The organism is Paenalcaligenes suwonensis (assembly GCF_011290505.1).
GTDB classification, from domain to species: Bacteria; Pseudomonadota; Gammaproteobacteria; order Burkholderiales; family Burkholderiaceae_B; genus Paenalcaligenes; species Paenalcaligenes suwonensis.
Window position 1 is genome coordinate 80,196 of sequence record NZ_JAANPV010000012.1, and the last position, 15,005, is coordinate 95,200.

Here is a 15,005-nt window from a genome sequence, read left to right on the forward strand (position 1 = left end):
TCGCGACTAAATGATGTCTTGCCACCTACGGGTGGCTTTTTTTATGGGGAAAACAATGCCTAAAGTGCATGAACTTCGTGCTGAACGCGCAAAAATTAACGATCAAATCCAAGCTCTGGCAACCGCAGAAAAAGAAAGCGGGACCCTAAGCGTGGAGCAGATGTCTGATTTTTCCGAATTATCAGCAAAATTTAACGATCTGACCGCTTCTATCGAGCGTTTAGAAACGGCAGAGCGTATGGCCGCACAAGCGGCAACGCCTGTTGACAGCCATGTGCGCAAGACTAATACCGTGCCAGCAACGCCGCGCGTTCCAGAGGCACAGGGTGCCGGTATGGCGCGTATGGTCTTGGCGTTGGCAGCTGCGCAGGGTAACAGCCAATTAGCAGCACAAATCGCAATGGACCGAGGCTATGGAGATGGTGTTGCAGCATCACTCAATACGCTAACTCCTGGTGCTGGTGGTGTGTTGGTGCCCGAGAACCTTGCTACTGAAGTGATCGAACTCCTGCGCCCTAAATCGGTAGTGCGCAAGCTGGGTGCGCGCCCTATGCCGCTGAATAACGGTAATCTCAGCATCCCTCGTTTGAAGGGCGGTGCGGTGGTTGGCTACATCGGCGCTGACTCTGATATTCCTACTAGCCAGCAAGAGTTTGGTGACTTGAAACTATCGGCCAAGAAGCTGGTAGGTCTGGTGCCGATTTCTAATGACTTGATTGCCACTTCCAGTGCAAACCCAAATGTGGATCAGCTGGTTGTGGATGACCTGACTGCGGCTATGGGCACTCGTGAAGATAAGGCCTTTATCCGTGACAACGGTACCAGCGACACGCCTAAAGGTTTACGTTACTGGGCACCTACCCAAAACGTGTATGCAGCTGCGCAGCCTAAGCCAACAGTTGAGCAGGTTTCAATTGAGCTGAACAAGTTGGTGCTGGTTCTTGAGTCTGCCGATGCCAATATGACTGCGGTAGGTTGGGTAATGGCACCGCGTACAAAGCGTTTCTTGCAAGCATTGCGTGATGGCAACGGTAACAAGGTTTACCCAGAGTTGGATCAAGGCTTTTTGATGGGCTACCCAGTTGGTAGTACCACTCAGATCCCGACAAACCTTGCTGTTGGTCAAGACTCTAACGGCTCCGAAATCTACTTGGCTGACTTCGGTGATTGTTTCATCGGGGAAGATAAACGCCTGGTTATCGACTTCTCTAAAGAAGCTACCTATACAGACGGCGAAGGCAAAACAGTGTCGGCTTTCCAGCGCGACCAAACATTGATTCGCGTGATTGCTAAACACGACTTTGGCCCACGTCACGTCGAGTCTGTTGCTGTTCTGATCGACGTTCAGTGGGGCGCTTAATCCCGCGTTAATACAGGGTGCTTAGTGCACCCTTTTTATTTTGGAGTTGTCATGGTTCAAGTGAAATTCTTGAAAAACTGCGGTGCCTACACGGTTGGTGATGTGGCTGGTTTTAAAGAAGACAAGGCCGATTTGCTGATTGAGCGCAATATTGCTGAGAAGCATGTGCCAGAAAAAGGTAAAGGCACTGCTGGTAAGCAGGGTGGTAATGCTGCGGCTAATTGAGCCAGTAGGTGATGAACTGATCAGCTTTGACGAAGTTGTGGTGCAGGTCAAAGCTGATGGCGATATCGATGAAGAAAACACCTACATAGAACAGGTGTTGATTCCCGGTGCCCGTGGTATAGCCGAAGAAATCACCGGCTCGATTTTACGTAAGGGCATTTACAAAGAAACCATTGTTTCTGGCAAATCACTTTCAAAGGGGAACATTACCAAAATTGAATCAGTGTTGTCAGGTGGTGTACCGGTGGCGTTTCAGCATCATATGGTGGCAAAACGCTCGGTCATCATTGCAGAGCAGGTTTCCTCGGCATCGCTTTTGGATGTGCAGTTTGAGGCGGGGTTTGATCGTGAGACGTGCCCCGCACAGCTGCGGTCTTGGTTGCTGATGGTGATTGGCTTTATGTATAAAGACCGCGATCTGACTTCTAAAGACACGAAAATCCGTAATCTGGATTTCCTGCTCTCGTCTTTTACTGTTCCAAGTGGGTTCTAAACGCTATGACTGATAAAGACGGACTGCCGGCAGGTAAGTTAAACCGGCGCATTGTTATTCGCCACAAAGATGCAGGTCAGGATGAGACTGGGCAGCCTATTGGTAAAGGCGAGGTTATTGCGCGGCCGTGGGCGTGGGTTAAAACGCAAACGGGTATGGGGGTGACACGTAACGCAGGGAATGTGTCGGCCTCCATTGATGCGTACTCGTTCCGAATCCGGTACCGCAAAGGCATCACTGACGCTATGTGTGTTGAGTGCGATGGCATGGTGTTTGACATCAAGCAGGTGCGTCATGACGTAGCCAATAAAGTGTGGACTGATCTTGTCTGCCGACAAGGGGGCATGGATGGTTGAAACCACCTTTAGCTTTGATGTAGAAGAGGCCGTGAAGCGTTTAGAGGGTTTAGGCGTGGCGGCTAAGATGCACTTACCTAGGTCTATGGCGGTTGCATCAGGACAGATATTTCGTGATGAGGCGAAGGATCGAGCGCCAGTGTATGACGGCTCTACAGGTCTAAAGGGTGGTGCAAATGCAAAGAAACCACCTAAGCCTGGCCTGTTACGCGACGCTATTTATTTGGCATATTCAGATAATCGCTCTGATTCGGCGCAGGGCCGCTTTGTGTATTCAGTGACGTGGAACGCTCGTAAAGCACCTCATGGGCATCTGCTTGAGTTTGGGCACTGGCGCTATAACGTTGTTGCAGGGGACTTTCCCCGAAAAGCTGAATTAGCAGAAGCGGAGTGGGTTTCAGCCAATCCGTTTCTAAGGCCCGCATTTGAGGCTGTGAGTTCATTGGCTATCGAGATTGGGATGGCGCGTGGACGAGAGCGACTGGACGAGCTGCTTGCGAACCCTTCAGAGCTGGAGAAATACGTATGACTGTAGAAGCCGCTGTTTTTTCTCTGCTGGGGCCTTTGGTTAGTCAGCGTTGTTATCCAGACGTGACACCAGAAAATCCTACCTTTCCATTAATTATTTACCAAGTTGTCGGCGGTGAGGCTAAAGACTATCTTGAGCGTCGATTGCCTGATTGTGAGCATTACCGAGTGCAGGTTTTTTGCTGGTCTAAAAGCAGGGCCGAGGCAAGTGCTTTGGCGTTGAATGTACGACAGCAAATCATAGAGCAGGGTAAGGATAAGTTCCCATCAGCATCAACCGTTGGGCAGCGTGTATCGCAGTACGAAGATGTATTGAAGCTCTACGGTACTAGACAGGATTTCAGCGTCTGGATCAAAGAGCGTTGAGTGTTAGTTTCTTGGCATCCTTAAATCGGTAGGCGCCGAGCCCTAGTGGTGGTTGAGCTTTGAAAAGTCCGGGGCTGTCCATTTTGGGCGGCCCTTTTCTTTTCGGGGGTTGAAATGAATAGTCTTGGGCCGCTTGTGTTGGTAGTGAGCGGGGAGCCGCTGGCATCCAGTCTGGTGATTGCGCGTGGCATGCGCCAACAGCACGCCAGCGTTATTAAGTTGGTGCGTAAACACGCTGAAACGCTGGGAAGGTTTGGCCCACTCGGATTTGAAATCCGAAAGGGCAAATCTCTGCCACAGGGTGGTTTTGCAAAGTCGACCGAATACGCAATGCTGAATGAACGGCAAGCGGCTTTGTTGATTTCGCTTATGCGCAATACAGATGATGTGATTGAGTTTAAAGCGGGCTTGATTGCTGAGTTTTATCGCATGCGAGATGCGTTAAGCCAACGAACGCAGAATCTGTACCAACAGTTGCAAGCATTGGTAGCTGAAGAGATAGGAACTCAGGTCAGGGCTTCTTTTGGCTCAAGGCTGATGCTAGAGCGCAAGAGGGCAATACCAGATCTGAAAACCCGTCGTGAGCGTTTAGAGCAAGAAATACAGCCAGCACTGCAACTTCATTAGCCCAGATACTTCTGGGCTTTTTTGTATTTGATGCCGCCATTGAGCGGTTTTTTCTTTTAAGGAGCCTTAAATGGCACTCAAATTTCCAGATGGCTCGGTAGTGGGGTTCGCGACAAAGATTGGTGTTGCTATTCCGTTTACTGAGATTTCCAATGCAAAGCCAGCCATCATTAAACATGCTGCAGGAAAAATTAATAAAGGCGATATTCTTTTGATCGAATCGCCGTGGGGTGGGATTGCGAACCGTGTATCTGTCGCAGGGAAAGTGGATGCGACAGCAGGCACAGAATTGCTTGGCATTGATACGACCGACACAACAATGTTTGTTGAAGGCCGTGGTGCAGGGGCTGTTCTGATTGCTACTGAGTTTGTGGACTTTAGTCAGCAAGGTGAACTGACCAGTTCTGGTGGTGAGCCGCAGACCTACACAGGGAAGTATCTCGAAGATCCTCAGGGACAAGAGTTTCAAGTTCCAGTGGGCCAGACTGCTCGACAGTTTTCTCTAAGCTTGGATCATGACTCTAAGTTGCCTTGGTATGCAGCAGCAGAGGCGGTATCGGTGAAGCGCTTGTTGACGGTGTTTCGTATTCAATTGCCTGATGGGGATACGATTTATGAAAGCGGCTATCTCCACTTTAACCCCAGCATGGGCTTGAACTCTGGTCAACCTATGAAGAACGCAGCGAATTTCTATTTGCGCAGTTCTCGCGGTACCTTGATTGAAGCGGGTGCGTAATGGCGATTAAAAAAGGTAATGCGCCAAAGTCGTTTCCTGCTGAGCTAGAGTTGGTTGGTGGTGGCGAAAGCATCAAGCTCAAGCTGACATACCACAACCGCAAGCCAAGTGAGCTTGAGAACTGGCTCAAGGACTTAGAGGGTTCTAGTGCTCCCTTTATGCCTTCCATGGTGGTGTATCTAGTGAAAGATATGGAGACTGATTACTCCCTTTCACTTGAAGGCATTATGGAAATGGAGGACGAGCGCCCTGGTATCTGCGATGCAATTATTGCTGGGTTTCACCAGACTCGCAGGACAAAACTGCAGGGAAACTAAAAGAGGCTGTCGCAGCTTTTGTCTGGAAGGCTCCGACAGCCGAGCAGCTTAAAGGCACAGGGATGCTACCAAAGCACTACAAAGAGCCTAATGTAGATGTTTTCCCAGAAAACTGGCCTGCATTCTCGCTTTACTTACGGTATCAGACGCAATGGTTTCAGGGTGCTGCTGGCCCTGCTGGGCTTAACTATCAGATATTCATTGATGACTTGATTAGGCAGGGCTTAGGTCAAGAAGGGATTGATGAAGTTATGGATGGGGTCAGGGTGATTGAGTCGGCCATGCTGGAACACTTCTATTCCTAAATTGTTACTTCCTGCTGCCCCAAACTTGCGTTTCCGGTAGCGCTTTTGTTTCAAAAACATAGTACCCGCTCAGGCGGGTTTTTTACGTCTATCTATTTTTGGTTAGCTAAATGAGTGAACAGAAAGTTGGTACAGCTCGGATAGATATCACGGGTGACGCGTCAGGGATTGAGGCGGCAACGGTCAAGGCGAGCGAGAGTATTCGCGAGATGACACGCGAGGCTCGTGCTGAGTACCGTTCACTTTCAGAGGTGGAGCGTAAGCGCATTGACGCGTTAATGCGTCAAGGTCAAAGCTTACGTGAGGCGCTAAATGGCACAAAGTCAGCTGGCGATGTGTTGTTCAATGTTATGCGTGCACTGCCATTGCCTATTGCTGCAGCGGGGAGTGCTGTTGCTTCGTTCAGCCTAGCGGCCTACCAAGGATCTAATGAGCTAAAAGAACTGAATAAGGAGTTGCTGCTTACAGGAAACGCTGTCGGAGTTACTACCGATCAGGTTTCTACAATGGCTGCTCGGCTTGGCGACCTGAAAGGAGCCACACGGGGGCAGGCTGTAAATGTGCTAACAGAGATTATTAGTAATGGAAAAATTGCTAGGGATCAGTTGGAGACAGTAGCTGGCACGGCAATACGGGCTAACAATACCGTAGGTAGAGCGATTTCCGACACGATAGATAAGTTCGTGGAACTTGGCGAGAAACCTACGGAAAATGCCGCTAAGTTGAACCAGCAGTACAACTTCCTGACACTATCTGTTTATGAGCAGATACGTGCGCTGGAAGAGCAGGGGCGGACTCAGGATGCCGCAAAGCTGGCTCAGGATGAATATAGCCGTGTCACTAACGAACGGTTAGACCAAGTAAATAGCAACCTTGGCGTTTTGGAGCGAGGTTGGAACGCTATTGCTGATGCAGCTAGAAAGGGCTGGGATGCAATGGCAGGCATTGGTCGTGAAAAGACGACTGCAGAGCAGATTGCTGATCTTGACCGACAAATAGCTTCGGCTGAAGCGGCTTTGGCTAATCCGTCATTAAAGGCTCTGGATTATTATCCTGGTGTTGATTACAAAGGAAACATCCAAACTGTTACTACCTCTCAGGTAGTAAAATTGAGGGCAGAGAAAGATAGGCTGGCAAAACGTCAAGAGTCAGAGGACTACATAGCTCTCCTTCAAGGGCATGAGCGTGATCAAATTGCTCTATCGAATGCTAGACATGAATATCTGACCGGAGGGCGCTCAAAGCAGCAGAAGAAGCAGGATGATCTTGCTGCTGAGGGTAGGAAATGGGTAGAGATGTCCAAAGGGCTAGAAAAAGGCTCTGCGGAGTATGAAAAGCTTTATGAGGCCCATCAGAACAGGGTCGCAGACATAGAGAAAAAATACAAAGATCGCAAGACCACGGGTAGTGGCCCAAAAAATGATGAAGCTACCCGTTTGCTCCAGTCTTATCAGCAGCAGGAGGCCTCGCTAAGAGCGCAGCTTCAGGTCAATGACAAACTCGGTACCCACCAAAAACGTTTGGTTGAGTTTGAGCAGCAGATTGTTGATCTGAAAACGAAGAAAACCCTTACTGCTGATGAGCGGTCCTTGCTTCTAAATGAAGGTAAGTTGCGTGCGCAACTGAAAATCAATGCCTCATTGGAGCAGGAGCAGGAAACTCATCAGGCAATTGTTAAGGTACAGGAGCGCTCGGCTCAGATTATCGAGCAGATGGCTTCCAGCCGTGATAACACCAATGCTCAATATCAACGGGAACTAGATGCGTATGGCATGGGTGATAAGGCCATGCAACGCCTGCAGGATCAGCGTTCGATATATAAGGAGTTTGAGCGGTACCAGCGCCAGCTGGCAAACGCTACGGATTTCTCAAAGGCTGGTGCGGCAGCGCAGTACGCCGAAGAAACAGCCAAGATCGAGGCAGAGCTGCAGCGTCGCTTATTGATGCAGCAGAACTACTACGCAACGATTGATGAAATGCAGGGCAGTTGGTTGCTAGGTGCGAATCATGGCCTTGCCAACTACGCGGACGAGGCGGCTAACGCTTTTCTGAATACGAGCAATCTGGTTAACAAGTCCTTCAAGTCGATGGAGGACTCGTTAGTTGAGTTCGCCCGTACCGGTAAGCTAAGTTTTTCTGATTTGGCGGATTCAGTTATTCGTGACTTGATGCGCATTATGATCCAGCAATCCGTCATGGGGCCGCTGGCCAGTATGTTTGGCGGGTTGTTTGGCGGCGGCGCTGGTACAGGAAACCTGACTGGCGGTAGCTTATCAGGGGCTACGTGGTTTGGCCCATCGGCAGTAGGTGGTAATGGGTTATCTGGGTTGGCCAAGCTTTGGAGTGGCGGCTATACCGGTGACGGTGGCAAGTATGATCCGGCGGGCATAGTGCATAAAGGAGAGGGCGTTTTAAATGCCGATGAAATCAGAGCTATTGGTGGTGAGGCTGGGTTTAATGCCTTACGTCAAAGCATACGTGGCATTGGGCATTCTATGGGTGGGATGGCAAGTAAGCCGGTTGCCACGCCTCAGTTAATGGCACCAAAGCAGCAGCAACAGCAACCTATAAACATCTATTCAACCGTACACGCTGCGCCTGGTACTAACGCGGCAGAACTAAGCGCCATGCTGGATCAGCGCGATAAGCAGCTTCGTTACCAGATTTACGAAGAGCTTCGGCGTGGCCGAGTTGAGGTATAGCGCCACCTGCGGGTGGTTTTTTTATTTTCAGACCTCGGTGCATCCGGGGTTTTTTGTTGGTGAGTTATGGCAATAAAAACTTGGCCGACCAGCATTTACCCAGAGTCTGCAGATGTAGGTCTAAAGCAAGACGTGCAGCGTAATCGGTCACGTTCTGGCAAGACCTCCACATTTGAAATGCCGGGTGCTGCGTGGGTGATGACGCTTACATTTCCAGACTCATCGGAGTGGTCGGGTAGGCCGCGCCTAGAGGCGCTGATTACAAGTTTGCGGGGCGGTGCGAATCGGTTGTCTGCTCCGCATTTTGGCAGACCTTATCCGAATGGAACACTAAGCGGGGTTCCTGTTCTAGCATCTGCTGTGAAGGCAGGTAATGGCATGTTATCGCTAAAGAACTGCAATGGGACGTTGAGGGCAGGTGACTTTATTGGTTTGGGCGGGCAACTACTGATGGTTGAGAGCGATGTTGCTCCCGTTAGTGGGAGCATGGTTGTTCAAGTAAACCCGGCAGTGCGGTTGCCGCAGCCTGTAGGGACTCCAATAGTATGGGACCGGCCGCATATTCTCTGGGTTTTAAAAGAGGATGAGGATCCGGTGAAGTTCCCATACAGATCTGGAATGTACCGGCCAAGTTTTGCCATTGATTTGATTGAGGACTGGTCATGAGCAGGGGGCTAACAACTGAGCAGCGAATAGCAGCGAAGGCGCCGCATAGGATGGTGATAGCCCTTGTGGATGTCCATTTCTCATCTGGAAGGCTGGCACTGGCACTTTCACCTTGGGATGTGAGCCATAGCGGTGTTACGTACCACCGTACAGGGCCTTTAATGAAGATCGAGGCAGCGCATGAATCCTCAAAATCTTTTGAGGGCATCGTTATTTCAATGTCAGGGCTTGATTCTTCAATCATGGCGCTTGCGGCAAATGAGCCTTACCGTGGCAGGCTGGTTCGCGTGTTGAAAGCATATGTGAATCCAGAGAATGGCGATCTTATCGGTGACCCAAAGGTGCAATTTATTGGCCGTGTCCGTTCTATGCCGATTGCTGAGAACAATAACGAGTGCACAGTTTCACTACGTGCTGAACATTACGAGGCTGAGCTACAGCGTCCTGCTCCTTTACGTTTGAACAATGCAGATCAGGAGCGTTTGTACCCTGGTGATAAGGGGGCTGAGTACGCTGATCTGTTAGAGGACAAGGTTGTGGTGTGGCCAGCGCGAGAGGCATTGATGAAATGATGAAACGACATAGCGATTGGCCAGAGAAGTTGGCCGAGTTTATAGAAGCCCGCCGCAAGCGGGCTTTTTCGTGGGGGCAGCAAGATTGTGCATTGTTTGCCGCTGACGGCATTTTGGTGATGACAGGCGTTGATCCGGCGGAAGGCCTGCGGGGTTATCGGTCTGCGAGTGGTGCAGCAAAGCGGATTAAGCAGGCAGGCGGAATGCGTGAGTTGGCGGCATCGTTTCCTGAAAAGCCTGTGGGTCTTGCCCAGCGTGGTGATTTGGTTTTGGCTGATGTGGATGGTCGTGAGTCATTTGGTCTTGTTGCCGGGGCTGGAGTTTGGTGTGGTCCGGGCGTAGATGGTTTAGTGTTCCGGCCAATGTCGGATGTGGTAGCAGCTTTTGAGGTGTAGGCATGCCAGCAGTTGTTCCTGTTATTGCCGCAGCCCTTTCAACGGCTGTTGGCAAGTTCGTCGCGACAATGGCGTTGTCGTTGGCGCTAGGTTCGTATCAGCAAAGTCGTGCGCGTAAAAAGGCTCGCGAGGCTGAACGTGCACAGCGTGATGCCTATAACCGCAGCCTCAAGGACAGGCACGTCACAGTGCGGTCCGGCGTTTCTACACGTAAGTATGTGCTTGGCCGTGTTCGCGTTGGCGGGACGCTGATGCATATTGAATCCAACGGTAAGCACAATACAGCGTTAGATTCGATACTCGCGATGGCGTGCAACCAGTGCGCACTAGATGGTTATTACTTGGGGGATGAGTTTGTTGCTGTTAGCGCCTTCCCCGGGGGTAAGTATGGCAATCGAAAAGAGATAGATTTTCGTCAGTCGGCTGAGGTGGTGCCTGGTACCAATAAAATCACACTGACGCATATGCCTGTTAATGCGGCCTCTGTGCGAGTATCGGGGCTGTTTGGATTTCCGTACCCTAAAGGGGATGTGTCAGTTGATGGTGATATGGTAACCATCAATCATCAAGTTCCAAACAAGAGCATCGTCTTTATTACGTATAAATTTTTCGGACCACACAAAATCCGGATGATCTTTAAAGACGGTGACCCAAACCAGCTTACGGATGGTTGGGCTGATGTGGAAACGCCATTGTGGACGAGTGAGCATAGGCTGCGTGGTGTAGCGTACTTGCGCATGCTGAACTTATGGGACGAGGATATCTACCACTCTGGAGCGCCACAAATTGGAGCGGTCCTTAAAGGTGGTTGGGTTGATGGCCATCCGTATTTTGACCCTCGAACCGGCAGCAATCCACAGTACACGACGAACCCTGCAATTCTAGCTGCTTGGTATATGACGTTGCCGCGCAGTAAAGGCGGCATGGGTATTCCTGATGAGTGGGTTGATTGGCCTTATGTTTCTGCCGCTGCAAACATTTGTGATGAGCTGATAACGGTCAAAAAGCTGGATGGCAATGGCCATGAGAGCATCAAGCGCTACGAGTGCAACACGCTTATAGATACTGGAAGCCCGCCTGTCGATAACTTGAACATCATTCTGTCGTCCATGGCGGGTGATTATGTATTTACAGCAGGGCGGTACCGCATTTTTGCGGGCGCATTCCGGCCGGCAATGGTGGTCATCACTGATGACGATATTGTCGGTGATAAAGATATTTCGCTAGATAAGTCGGGGCAAGATGACGCGCCGGCAAACGTAGTTACCTCTACGTTCGTCAATGAGAGCCGTAATTGGCTTGAGTCCAGTCCGCGGCCTGTGCGAAATGAGGCGTATGTCCAAGCTGATGGTGCAGAGTCACCTTTGGATTTATCGCTGCCGGCAACAACTGATGAGCGTCAAGCAGCGTACTTGATGGGGGTGGCGTTAGAGTCGGCACGTCCGTCTATGGCCGGTGAGATTCCAGTGCTTGGCATTGGTGAGGATCTGGCCGTCATGGACACGGTTCAATTGGATTTGTCCAATAGACCTGAATACGCGGGCAAAACCTTCCAGATTGTTAATCGCGTTGATAATTGGGACGGCACATTTAACTTAACGATTCAGGAAATCCGCGCTAATGTGTGGTCGCTTGACCCTGATACTTTCCTGCCAACGGATCCAGCGCCGGTGCCAGACACTAGCTATTTGTGGAACGTGGCGCCCATCACTAATTTCATGGTTGGTGCGCAGCAGCCGCAGTCGTTAGCGGATGGCACAGCAGTTATCAGAATTGATCTGGCATGGGACCTGCATTCTCAACCCTATGTTAGAGAGGGTGGCCGGATTGAGGTTAGGTATCGCATTCCTTCAGGTGATTGGATTTCCGTGCCGCCGGCTCTTGGCAGTGAAACAGGCACATCTTTTACGGCCGCTCTAGAAAATGGCCTTGAGTACCAATTTCAAGCGCGTGCAGTTAATGGTGTAGGTGCGGCCTCAAATTGGACGGACAACTGGATTGATTACGATGGGGTACGTCCACCGCCACCAGCTATAACGTCATTGACCGCTAAGGGGATTCTGTACGGTATTGATCTGGCATGGTCATTCCCTAGCACAAAGAACGCATTGCGCCATACGGAAATCAGGCACGGCATTACTAACAAGTTTGCTGACTCTGTGCCCCTTGGTGATTTCGCGTATCCAACGAACATGCACACGAGGGCTTTCCTGCCACCGGGGCGGGTAGAGTTTTTTTGGGCGCGTTTGGTAGATGCGAACGGCACTGATGGCCCATGGTTTCCAGATGTTAGTGCGCCTGGTATCAGGGGGATGGTGTCAGCTGATGCTGAGGGATACAACGAGCTAATAACTCAGCAGATCCTAGAGTCAGCGCTTGGCGATCAGATCTGGAACGGTATTCAATCGTTGCCGGATATTCAGCAAAAACTGGACGAGTTAAGTAAAGCGGGTCAACACGATCCAGAGAAGGAGTATCTGTCGGGAAGCGTAGTCGTTGATAACGGGAAGATGTACCGGGCAAAGAAGGACGTGCCCGCACAGACGCCCATTACCAACGAGGCGTACTGGCAGCACATTGGTGATTATGAGTCGATCAATGCTGCTATTGCTGCACTGGCTTTGCAAACCCGCGAAAACACGCAGCAGATAGAGGAAATTGAGGGTGTTGTCACGGCAACGGCCACCAGCACTTCTACGCTGATGGCGGCTTATCGTGACAATGACGACGGCGAGGGTCTGCTTTCTGATGTATTGAACGAGTGGGATTCTCGGGCGTGGATTAGCGACCTACGCAGGACTCGCGTGACAGCTGAGCAGGCCGAAGCCATTGTGCAGCAGCAGGTAGGTACACAGCTCGCTGGTGTAGTGGGAACTGTCGAAGAAATTAGCCAGTCTGTCATAGATATCGAGGGCAAGTTCAACACAACTTGGTCTGTTCGTCTTTCCGTGGATGATAAGGGGAACGTATATACAGCTGGCGCTGGTCTTGGGATGTCTAACGAGTCCGGGGTAACGCAGTCGCAGTTTATTGTGTTGGCTGATCGTTTCGCTGTCATGCATGCGCCAAATGGCACGCCGGTGGCTGTATTAACAGTTCAAAACGGCGTTGTCATGCTTAATGAGGCAATGATAGGTAACGCCACTATCAACGCTGCTAAGTTCACAGACTGGCTGGAAAGTGCTGCGGTTGGCCCAGATGGTGTTCCTGTGCTGCGCATGAACTTTAAAACTGGCGAGATCCATATGAATGCCAGACAGGCTGACGGTAGTCGTGTTGTTCTGAATAACCGTGGCATTTTTTGTTATGACGCCAATAACAGACTTAGGTTTGAGGCTGGTTTTCTTATTTAGGTGATGCCATGGGTTTTATTGCGGGGATGAGAGCAAGGGATGCGGCTGGCAATGTGACGTTCACGACGGAGCAGGGCTGGTGGGGGCTGGTTGTGGCAGAGCATACTGTTGCACCACAAACCACCATGTCGCAAAACCTGCCTAACATTAAAGGCAGCATTCCTATTAGTATCCCTGCGGGTACTAATGTTGAGGCTTTTGTTAAGTCTAACCCGCAGCATGCCGACCCTTATACCGTGATACCGCTTTCTGCGTATGTAAGTAATGGCAGGTTGCATTGGGAATGGAGGTTAAACGAATCAGGAGGCGGCAGGTATATACGCTGCTTAGGTGGAACTATTTTTGTGACGGTTGTTTGATATGGCTCGATATTTCACAGCGAGGGACAGTCAAGAGCGCATCATAGCCAGCGACACAATGCGCGGACTACGTTTTATCAGAAAGCAGGATTTCAGATTGACGTGGAGGGATACGGATTACAACTCTAGAGGGCCATGTACAGATGCTTTACCCCAGGACATGCTAGACAATTTGATTGTCTGGCGTGCTAGTCGAGGTATTGCGCATGCGTATACAGATCAGATTGGTGGGGAAGCTACTGGTGGAGACCGTTACGAGCATAGGTTAATAAGTCGTGGCGACCGTTACAACAGGCAGAATGTAGACGCTACAGTGTATGTGCTAGGGCGTCCCACTGTGACTGGGGTCGGAGGTATTGGCGCTAGAGCTTGGGATGAAAATGGCAACCCTTGCTTTAACTCTAATGATCAATTTGTGAGGGTTGCAGGGGTGTTTAAAACGATTGTGAATGGCGAAGCGCTTCACGATAAATATCGTTGGAATGACAGTAATCATTTCAGCCCCTATAAAACCATTATCACCAATCTGCCCGCAGGCCGTACTTATGCCGTTGGGGTGTCTCAAGGGATGTGGTTGGGTAGTCAGGGAAAATGGGCGGGTGGTGACCGTTTAACTCGATATTGTTTGACTTGCTATTTAGACGCGAATAATAACATCGCAATCTTGCAGGCTCAGGATTGGGACATTACTTACGGCGGCTCTATAACTGGCTATTTCCGCAACATGGGTAACGTAGAAGTGACTTTCTTTGTGATGGATGTGACAGGGCTTTAACGAGCTCTTAATTTTGATTGATCTATGCCACAGCAAGACGCTGTGGCTTTTTTTATGGAAAAAATATGCTGCCAAATACTATGGACCCGATCACCCAAATGTTTCTCGATAATCGAGGTCAGACCCTTACTGTGGCATTAATCAATGGCTTCAACGTGACAATTAGAGCTGAAATGGGAAAGTTGTCAGAGGCTTTAGTAAATGCTGAGTCAGAGCGTGATGACCTGCGCAAGCAATTAGGCGTAGAGCCAAAAGGTGCGACTAATGAAGCTGACATTGCGGCGCCTGAGCAGCAGCAGGAGGGAAGCTGATATGTGGCATAGAGCAGGGACGATAACAGTCACGAAGGGCAGCAAGACGGTCACTGGCGCTGGCGGCACGGCATGGGTGCAGAATATTCGTGTAGGTGATGCGCTGCAGGGGCCGGATGGGCGGTATTACGAAGTCACGAATGTGGCAAGTGATACAGCACTATCTATAGAGCCAGCATATATGGGAAACACGGCATCGGGGCAGTGGTACCAGATTCTACCTATTCTTGGCCAACAGAAACGACTAGCGGATAGGGCTGCTGAGTTGGTGGGGGCTGTGGGGCTTTTGCCGGGCGAAGTTGCGTCAAATGAGCGTCGCATTGCAAATGCGGAGCAGGCAATGTTGACCAAAGCCGGCAACCTAGCAAGCCTGCAAAACCTCAAGCAAAGCCAGCTCAATTGGGGTATTCAGTCGCTGGTGGGGAGGTGTTCAGCACTGATAACTGACATCTAGAGAACTCCCACGGCATATCTTTCAGGAAACCAACAGGGGAACAGTTCTGTTTTGCTACCATCACACAAGAGGTACCCATCACAACTGCCTATGGGAGTAGCTTTC

18 protein-coding genes are annotated in these 15,005 nt (G+C 50.4%); all 18 read left to right on the forward strand.

The genetic code is table 11. The features are described 5' to 3' along the window. The first annotated feature begins 55 nt into the window (after window positions 1-55). Window positions 56-1,360 (forward strand): phage major capsid protein, encoded by a 1,305-nt coding sequence (locus GY634_RS16115; protein ID WP_166409743.1) that lies wholly within the window; start codon window positions 56-58, stop codon window positions 1,358-1,360. A gap of 51 nt (window positions 1,361-1,411) precedes the next feature. Continuing rightward, the gene (locus GY634_RS16120) at window positions 1,412-1,585 is read left to right on the forward strand and encodes a hypothetical protein (protein ID WP_166409744.1); all 174 of its coding nucleotides are present in this window, start codon (window positions 1,412-1,414) and stop codon (window positions 1,583-1,585) included. Continuing rightward, window positions 1,569-2,078, forward strand: a complete 510-nt coding sequence (locus GY634_RS16125; protein ID WP_166409745.1) for a hypothetical protein — start codon at window positions 1,569-1,571, stop codon at window positions 2,076-2,078. The genes GY634_RS16120 and GY634_RS16125 overlap by 17 nt, the downstream gene beginning before the upstream one ends. 5 nt (window positions 2,079-2,083) lie before the next feature. Next, entirely contained in the window at window positions 2,084-2,434 is a 351-nt protein-coding gene (locus tag GY634_RS16130; RefSeq protein ID WP_166409746.1) for a phage head closure protein, read from the forward strand. Further along, on the forward strand, window positions 2,403-2,963 hold the full coding sequence (locus GY634_RS16135; protein ID WP_207625630.1) for an HK97 gp10 family phage protein: 561 nt from the start codon (window positions 2,403-2,405) through the stop codon (window positions 2,961-2,963). The genes GY634_RS16130 and GY634_RS16135 overlap by 32 nt, the downstream gene beginning before the upstream one ends. After that, window positions 2,960-3,328 carry a tail completion protein gp17 gene (gene gp17 / locus GY634_RS16140; protein ID WP_166409747.1) on the forward strand — a complete coding sequence of 123 codons (369 nt, stop codon included), beginning with the start codon at window positions 2,960-2,962 and terminating at the stop codon, window positions 3,326-3,328. The genes GY634_RS16135 and gp17 overlap by 4 nt, the downstream gene beginning before the upstream one ends. A 114-nt stretch (window positions 3,329-3,442) precedes the next feature. Continuing rightward, entirely contained in the window at window positions 3,443-3,955 is a 513-nt protein-coding gene (locus GY634_RS16145; protein ID WP_166409748.1) for a Rha family transcriptional regulator, read from the forward strand. 70 nt (window positions 3,956-4,025) lie between these two features. Then, the gene (locus GY634_RS16150; RefSeq protein ID WP_166409749.1) at window positions 4,026-4,691 is read left to right on the forward strand and encodes a phage tail tube protein; all 666 of its coding nucleotides are present in this window, start codon (window positions 4,026-4,028) and stop codon (window positions 4,689-4,691) included. Then, window positions 4,691-5,008 carry a hypothetical protein gene (locus tag GY634_RS16155; protein ID WP_166409750.1) on the forward strand — a complete coding sequence of 106 codons (318 nt, stop codon included), beginning with the start codon at window positions 4,691-4,693 and terminating at the stop codon, window positions 5,006-5,008. The genes GY634_RS16150 and GY634_RS16155 overlap by 1 nt, the downstream gene beginning before the upstream one ends. Before the next feature lie 62 nt (window positions 5,009-5,070). Beyond that, on the forward strand, window positions 5,071-5,313 hold the full coding sequence (locus GY634_RS16160; RefSeq protein ID WP_166409751.1) for a DUF1799 domain-containing protein: 243 nt from the start codon (window positions 5,071-5,073) through the stop codon (window positions 5,311-5,313). A gap of 110 nt (window positions 5,314-5,423) precedes the next feature. Continuing rightward, window positions 5,424-8,015: a phage tail tape measure protein gene (locus GY634_RS16165; RefSeq protein WP_166409752.1), complete on the forward strand. Its 2,592-nt coding sequence runs from the start codon at window positions 5,424-5,426 to the stop codon at window positions 8,013-8,015. A gap of 908 nt (window positions 8,016-8,923) precedes the next feature. Next, window positions 8,924-9,253 (forward strand): hypothetical protein, encoded by a 330-nt coding sequence (locus GY634_RS16170; RefSeq protein ID WP_166409753.1) that lies wholly within the window; start codon window positions 8,924-8,926, stop codon window positions 9,251-9,253. Beyond that, on the forward strand, window positions 9,250-9,648 hold the full coding sequence (locus GY634_RS16175; protein ID WP_166409754.1) for a DUF6950 family protein: 399 nt from the start codon (window positions 9,250-9,252) through the stop codon (window positions 9,646-9,648). Before GY634_RS16170 ends, GY634_RS16175 begins: the two co-directional genes overlap by 4 nt. Window positions 9,649-9,650: 2 nt before the next feature. Next, on the forward strand, window positions 9,651-13,001 hold the full coding sequence (locus GY634_RS16180) for a phage tail tip fiber protein (protein WP_166409755.1): 3,351 nt from the start codon (window positions 9,651-9,653) through the stop codon (window positions 12,999-13,001). 8 nt (window positions 13,002-13,009) lie between these two features. Continuing rightward, window positions 13,010-13,360, forward strand: a complete 351-nt coding sequence (locus tag GY634_RS16185; RefSeq protein WP_166409756.1) for a hypothetical protein — start codon at window positions 13,010-13,012, stop codon at window positions 13,358-13,360. 160 nt (window positions 13,361-13,520) lie between these two features. Beyond that, on the forward strand, window positions 13,521-14,135 hold the full coding sequence (locus GY634_RS16190; RefSeq protein WP_166409757.1) for a hypothetical protein: 615 nt from the start codon (window positions 13,521-13,523) through the stop codon (window positions 14,133-14,135). Window positions 14,136-14,200: 65 nt separating this feature from the next. Further along, on the forward strand, window positions 14,201-14,446 hold the full coding sequence (locus GY634_RS16195) for a hypothetical protein (RefSeq protein ID WP_166409758.1): 246 nt from the start codon (window positions 14,201-14,203) through the stop codon (window positions 14,444-14,446). A gap of 1 nt (window position 14,447) precedes the next feature. Continuing rightward, window positions 14,448-14,900 (forward strand): hypothetical protein, encoded by a 453-nt coding sequence (locus tag GY634_RS16200; protein WP_166409759.1) that lies wholly within the window; start codon window positions 14,448-14,450, stop codon window positions 14,898-14,900. Window positions 14,901-15,005: the final 105 nt, after the last annotated feature.

Bases quoted from the DNA above. Each gene is read 5' to 3' on its own strand.
- GY634_RS16115 (WP_166409743.1), top strand. From the start codon at position 56: ATGCCTAAAGTGCATGAACTTCGTGCTGAACGCGCAAAAATTAACGAT.
- GY634_RS16120 (WP_166409744.1), top strand. From the start codon at position 1,412: ATGGTTCAAGTGAAATTCTTGAAAAACTGCGGTGCCTACACGGTTGGT.
- GY634_RS16125 (WP_166409745.1), top strand. From the start codon at position 1,569: ATGCTGCGGCTAATTGAGCCAGTAGGTGATGAACTGATCAGCTTTGAC.
- GY634_RS16130 (WP_166409746.1), top strand. From the start codon at position 2,084: ATGACTGATAAAGACGGACTGCCGGCAGGTAAGTTAAACCGGCGCATT.
- gp17 (WP_166409747.1), top strand. From the start codon at position 2,960: ATGACTGTAGAAGCCGCTGTTTTTTCTCTGCTGGGGCCTTTGGTTAGT.
- GY634_RS16145 (WP_166409748.1), top strand. From the start codon at position 3,443: ATGAATAGTCTTGGGCCGCTTGTGTTGGTAGTGAGCGGGGAGCCGCTG.
- GY634_RS16150 (WP_166409749.1), top strand. From the start codon at position 4,026: ATGGCACTCAAATTTCCAGATGGCTCGGTAGTGGGGTTCGCGACAAAG.
- GY634_RS16155 (WP_166409750.1), top strand. From the start codon at position 4,691: ATGGCGATTAAAAAAGGTAATGCGCCAAAGTCGTTTCCTGCTGAGCTA.
- GY634_RS16160 (WP_166409751.1), top strand. From the start codon at position 5,071: ATGCTACCAAAGCACTACAAAGAGCCTAATGTAGATGTTTTCCCAGAA.
- GY634_RS16165 (WP_166409752.1), top strand. From the start codon at position 5,424: ATGAGTGAACAGAAAGTTGGTACAGCTCGGATAGATATCACGGGTGAC.
- GY634_RS16170 (WP_166409753.1), top strand. From the start codon at position 8,924: ATGGCGCTTGCGGCAAATGAGCCTTACCGTGGCAGGCTGGTTCGCGTG.
- GY634_RS16175 (WP_166409754.1), top strand. From the start codon at position 9,250: ATGATGAAACGACATAGCGATTGGCCAGAGAAGTTGGCCGAGTTTATA.
- GY634_RS16180 (WP_166409755.1), top strand. From the start codon at position 9,651: ATGCCAGCAGTTGTTCCTGTTATTGCCGCAGCCCTTTCAACGGCTGTT.
- GY634_RS16185 (WP_166409756.1), top strand. From the start codon at position 13,010: ATGGGTTTTATTGCGGGGATGAGAGCAAGGGATGCGGCTGGCAATGTG.
- GY634_RS16190 (WP_166409757.1), top strand. From the start codon at position 13,521: ATGCTAGACAATTTGATTGTCTGGCGTGCTAGTCGAGGTATTGCGCAT.
- GY634_RS16195 (WP_166409758.1), top strand. From the start codon at position 14,201: ATGCTGCCAAATACTATGGACCCGATCACCCAAATGTTTCTCGATAAT.
- GY634_RS16200 (WP_166409759.1), top strand. From the start codon at position 14,448: ATGTGGCATAGAGCAGGGACGATAACAGTCACGAAGGGCAGCAAGACG.